This is a genomic window from Edaphobacter sp., assembly GCF_035532915.1.
Taxonomy (GTDB): domain Bacteria; phylum Acidobacteriota; class Terriglobia; order Terriglobales; family Acidobacteriaceae; genus Edaphobacter.
On record NZ_DATKQC010000324.1, the window covers coordinates 1 to 5148 of the forward strand.

Genomic DNA, 5148 nt, shown 5'->3' on the forward strand with positions numbered 1-5148 from the left:
GACGATGGAGGAGCACTTGAGCGATGCGTTGATCCTGCCTCGGGTAGCGGCTACCGTCTTTGGCATCTTCGGGTTTGCGGGATTGCTGCTGGCGGCGGTGGGGCTGTATGGGGTGATGAGTTATTCAGTAAGCAGCAGGACGCGTGAAATAGGGATTCGGCTGGCGCTGGGCGCAACACGGAACGGAGTCCAGCGGCTGGTGGTGCGGCAAGGGATGTTGCTCTCCTGCATTGCTCTGGGAATCGGACTTCCATTAGCACTGGTGGCAGCGAAGGTTGCGACGCGGGCCTTGTATGGAATTGCGCCCAGTGATTGGGTGACGTTTACGGTAGTGCCCGCGTTTTTGACGACCGTGACCCTGGTTGCCTGCTGGGTTCCGGCACGGCGAGCGGCTACCGTGGAACCGCAGATGGCGTTGCGGCATGAATAGAGACCAATGTGAATTATGCCTGAGTTGCACAGTGTCACCGGTTTTCAGTTGGGAATAACAGACGAGTTGCTCATTGAACCCTGAACGGGGCACCTCGTGGCGTCCTAACGGAATGGGGGTACTTCCATGAGAGGACCGGGCAAGTCAAGGTTGTTTTGGCCACTTCAGCAGGAAAGCTGATTGCCGACCAACGGAAGGCGTCAGGAATTCGCCTTCCTTGTTCAGTGCATCATCGCCGCATCGCCACGCTTCCATCCGCATTCGTGGTGGTCCGAAATCACACGCCTTCTCATATGATAGACTCTCTAGTCCGAGTGATTTTAGGACCCACTTTCCCGCAGTAGCCTCATGCCAATTTTTGCTGGCCCCGCGCATCTCCTTTTCTCACTCGTCTCGATCAGGTCCAGCGAACCAAGCCTTCAGAATGCCGTCTTCCCAGAGCGCTCGTTGAGTGACTCGGCGATTATGGGCTCGTTCAGGTCCCCGTGCATGCGGTAGCACCTCGCCCGCAATTAGGATGGCCCTCTGTTTCCCTGTTGCTTTCCCAATGGAGATGTGGCATTCTCCTGTTGGTAAGCCAAACGTTCGCAATACGGGATGAAGCCGGATGAAGCAGAAGAAGGATGTCCAGCAGGGAACGCTCGCCCTTATGGTCTTGAAAACTATCGAGGTGCTCGGACCGTTGCACGGGTACGGAATTGCGCGGCGCATCGAGCAGATCAGCCGTGACCTGCTTTGCGTCAATCAAGGAACTCTTTATCCGGTGCTGCTGCGCCTCGAACAGGAGGGTGCCGTTGCGTCCGATTGGGGGCCTTCCGAGAACAATCGCAGGGCGAGGTTTTACCGGCTAACCCGAGCCGGACAGAAGCTCCTGGAGACTGAGAAGCGCGATTGGGAGCAGACGATAGCGATCATTGCCCGGTTCTTTGAAATAAAAGCCGAGGACCTGTCATGAGAGCCCTGAATCGATTCTTCTCGCGTCTTTGGAATTTATCGAGTGGACAGCGCGGCGATCAGCGGCTGCGCGAAGAGATGGAAGAGCATGTGACTTTGCAGACGGAAGAGAACCTCCGTGCCGGCATGGCGCCTGCGGAAGCCCACCGTCAGGCTTTGCTGAAATTTGGCGCGGTGGGATCGGTCCGGGAGAGCTACCACGCTGAAGAGGGATTGCCCTTCGTCGAAGGGGTGTTGCAGGACTTTCGTTACGGCATCCGTCTCCTGCGCAAGTCCCGTGGGTTCACCGCGGCAGCCGTACTGACACTCGCGTTGGGGATCGGTGCGAACCTGGCCGTCTTCCTTGTACTCTATGGCGTGTTGCTGAAGCCGCTGCCCTTCCCGAGTCCTCGGCAGTTGGTCCGTATCGAACGGAGCTACTCCGGCGGCACAACGGTGCCGGCGTACTCGGGAACTAAGGCTCTCTTTTTCCAGCGGGCGAGTCATGCTTTCACCGCAATGGCTGCTTACGATTACGTGCCGTCGCACGCAAATCTCGTCCAGGGAGACGGCGCCGTTCCAATCAGCGTTCTGCGCGTCACATCGGATTTCTTCCGCGTATTCGAGATGGAACCTGCGATGGGGCGGGGCTTCCGCACTGAAGACATGGTCCTCAATGCCCCCGCAGTCGTGGTGTTGAGTGATGCCCTGTGGAGACATCAGTTCGGCGGCGATCCGGAAATTGTCGGCAAGGCCCTCTCTCTCGGTAACCGGAGCTACACGGTCGTCGGCGTTGCCAATCGCCAGTTTGCGCTGGATACGAAGGCGGACGCGTGGATCCCTCTAGCCATCACCGAGAGCCCGGGAGACCAAAGCAACAACTACAATGTCGTCGCGAGACTCAAATCCGGAGTGACCGAATCCGCCGCGACGGCGGACCTGCGGGGGGTACTGCTGGAGCTGAAGACGACGTATCCGGATTTGTGGGACCGATACGAAGGGGTGCGCGTGGAGGACTTGCACGACTCATTTACAGGCGACCTGCGCCCGGCACTGCGCATCCTGATGGGTGCGGTTGGGCTCCTGTTTCTGATTGTTGCGGCCAACATCCTAAGCCTTTTGCTCACCCGCGCTGTGTCGAGACGAAGGGAGATGAGCATACGCGTAGCGCTAGGCGCGACAAGCTGGCGCATGCTCCGCCAGTTGCTCGTCGAGAATGCATCCCTCTGCATACTTGGAGGCGTAACAGGCATAGCACTCGCCTGGATAGGGGCTCCGGTGCTGATGCACCTCAGTCCACTTCAGATTCCACAGTTTGCTTCGCTTGGGATTGGAGGACCGGCGCTCGCGTTTGCGGCTGTGCTGACACTGGGTTGCGTGCTCCTCTTCAGTCTGGTTCCTGCTCTGGAAACGAGACGGGTCCGGCTGAACGAAACTCTGCAGTTGAATACAACACGGATTGCCGCAGGAAGACATCTTACGCAAAAAGTGTTGGTCGTCAGCGAGGTGGCGGTTTCGCTCGTGCTCTTGGTCGGCGCGGCCCTGTTGCTGACCACTTTCTGGAAGATCATCCACACGCCGCCCGGATTCGTTACCCGGGACGTGCTGACATTTAAGAACAGTTTCACCGATCAGCAAGCCGCCACCAGCGCATCTCTTGGCCTGCGGCTGAACGAACTCAAGTCCCGAATCGAAGCATTGCCTGGAGTGACATCGGTCGCCGCAGCCAGCACCCTTCCTACCCAGCTCGTCCCGGATTTGCCATTTGATATTGTCGGACGTCCCTCGAACCGGAGCGACGCGAAGGGAGACGAGAAATATATTCCGATCACTGCGGGCTTCTTCAGAACCCTGGGGATTCCGATCATGGCGGGGCGCGCGTTTACGGGGGCGGACACGAACGGATCACTGCCGGTGCTGATCGTGAACCAACAGTTTGCAGAAACGTACTTTCGGAACGAGAATCCTGTAGGCCAGCGTGTCCTTATCGGCAAATTCATGGGGCCAGGCTTCGAAGATCCGGTGCGAGAGATTGTTGGCGTAGTCGGCAACGTGAAGCAGGTGGGCCTGGACCAGCCTGCCCCGGGCATCATGTATCTTCCGGCAGAGCAAATCCCGGATCTGGAGACCAGAATGGCGAATGGGTTGCTCGGAGAAAGTTGGGTCGTGCGAACTGAATCGGCGCGCGTGGATGTGCTGCCTGCGATTCGCCGCATCTTTATGGAGAATTCGCATGCGCCGTTGCTCTCCGTAGAACCGATGAATGAAGTCATCAGCGCGTCGGTGGCGCAGCAGCGGTTCAGCATGATTTTGCTCTGCGGGTTTGGGCTCATCTCGCTGGTGCTTGGCGCGGCAGGGCTATACGGAGTGATGTCGTACAACGTACAACGTCAGAAGCGCGAGATCGGCGTGCGCATGGCTCTTGGAGCGCGGCGCCAAGATATCGCGGGAATGGTCCTCAGGGATGCGGGGGTGCTGGTGGGGATCGGCCTTGTCATCGGAATCGCCGCCTCGCTCCTTGGCGCGAAACTTGTTGGCAGCTTACTATTTGGCGTCAAGCCACGAGATCCGCTGACGCTGGCGGCAGCCTCGGCGGTGCTTCTGCTGACAGGACTATGTGCAGCGTGGTGGCCGGCGCGGAGAGCGGCCCGCGTTGACCCGATGGACGCGCTACGGAGTGAATAACCGTTTATCAAAGTAAGGCTGTGGCCACATGCAGTGCCGTGTTCATGATTCCAGCCGGCCACACAGCATCGATTACTCGAGCCGGACATGCAACGACCAGCAAATCTGCTATGAGATGACTTGACGACTTCAGGCCAATGCACTCATCCTCACCCGTGAGGGGCCTCTCCTTTAGGCCTTATTTCAATCCGCTTCTTCCGATTCCTGTTGACATTCGACCCGGGAGAGTGAAATGCTTTGGGTCGGATGCCTGCCCAAGACAATACCGGCGATCGCATTGCCCTCCTCCAGGGCACGCTCGACTTGCTCATTCTCAAGATCCTTCTGTTTGGGCCGCGGCACGGGCAAGGCGTAGCGCGTTCGATACAACGCCAGTCGGAAGAGGTGTTTTTCGTTGACCATGGTTCGCTCTATCTTGCGCTGCAGCGTCTCGAAGACAAGAGATGGATCAGCGCGAAATGGGGCGTCAGCGATAACAACCGTAAAGCGCGCTTTTATTCGCTGACAGCGAAGGGACGCCAACAGCTCACAGAGAAAACCAGCGAATGGCAGCGATTGACGAGAGCAATGGGCCTGATCCTTGATGGAGATCCAAGCAGCGAGGAGGTCTGATCATGTTTAGACGCAGACGAAGCACGGATGATTTTGCCGCGGAGATCCAATCGCATCTCGCACTCGAAGCTGATGAACTGCAGAGCGAAGGCCTAAATGAAGACGAAGCACGCCGCAGAGCAAAAGTTGGATTCGGCAACGTACAAAGAGCGCAGGAGCGCTTCTATCTCAAAGGCCACATCGCATGGTTTGCCGATCTGCTCCGCGATATCAATTTCGCGGTTCGCCAGCTCACCAGAAATCCAAGCTTTACCTTCGTGGCAATTCTTGTGCTCGCCCTCGGTATTGGTGCCAGCGTCGCAATCTTTGCATTCGTGAATGCCGCCCTTCTGGAGCCGCTCCCCTATGCGAATCCTGACCGGATAATGTCTGTGAATGAAAATGCCGGTGCGTTACCGGGCTGGCCGCTCTCGTATCCCGATTTCCTGGATTGGCAGGCGCAGAACAAGTCGTTCCGCTCGCTCGCGATCTACAACAGCAGCGGCTAT

General features: G+C 57.8%; 5 protein-coding genes. All 5 read left to right on the forward strand.

Annotation, left to right across the window (positions count from 1 at the left end):
- Positions 1 to 430 (forward strand): FtsX-like permease family protein (locus tag VMU57_RS15640; protein ID WP_325385058.1); only part of this gene is annotated, 430 nt, incomplete at its 5' end.
- A gap of 607 nt (positions 431 to 1037) precedes the next feature.
- Positions 1038 to 1385 carry a PadR family transcriptional regulator gene (locus VMU57_RS15645; RefSeq protein WP_325385060.1) on the forward strand — a complete coding sequence of 116 codons (348 nt, stop codon included), beginning with the start codon at positions 1038 to 1040 and terminating at the stop codon, positions 1383 to 1385.
- On the forward strand, positions 1382 to 4048 hold the full coding sequence (locus VMU57_RS15650; RefSeq protein ID WP_325385062.1) for an ABC transporter permease: 2667 nt from the start codon (positions 1382 to 1384) through the stop codon (positions 4046 to 4048). The genes VMU57_RS15645 and VMU57_RS15650 overlap by 4 nt, the downstream gene beginning before the upstream one ends.
- Positions 4049 to 4294: 246 nt before the next feature.
- Complete coding sequence (locus VMU57_RS15655; protein ID WP_325385064.1) at positions 4295 to 4660, forward strand: PadR family transcriptional regulator; 366 nt, start codon at positions 4295 to 4297, stop codon at positions 4658 to 4660.
- Positions 4661 to 4662: 2 nt separating this feature from the next.
- Positions 4663 to 5148, forward strand: a 486-nt coding sequence (locus VMU57_RS15660; protein ID WP_325385065.1) for a permease prefix domain 1-containing protein, incomplete at its 3' end; no start/stop codon positions are given.

Excerpts from the sequence above, each read along its gene's own strand:
- VMU57_RS15650 (WP_325385062.1), top strand. The coding sequence starts at position 1,382 with ATGAGAGCCCTGAATCGATTCTTCTCGCGTCTTTGGAATTTATCGAGT.
- VMU57_RS15655 (WP_325385064.1), top strand. The coding sequence starts at position 4,295 with ATGCCTGCCCAAGACAATACCGGCGATCGCATTGCCCTCCTCCAGGGC.
- VMU57_RS15645 (WP_325385060.1), top strand. The coding sequence starts at position 1,038 with ATGAAGCAGAAGAAGGATGTCCAGCAGGGAACGCTCGCCCTTATGGTC.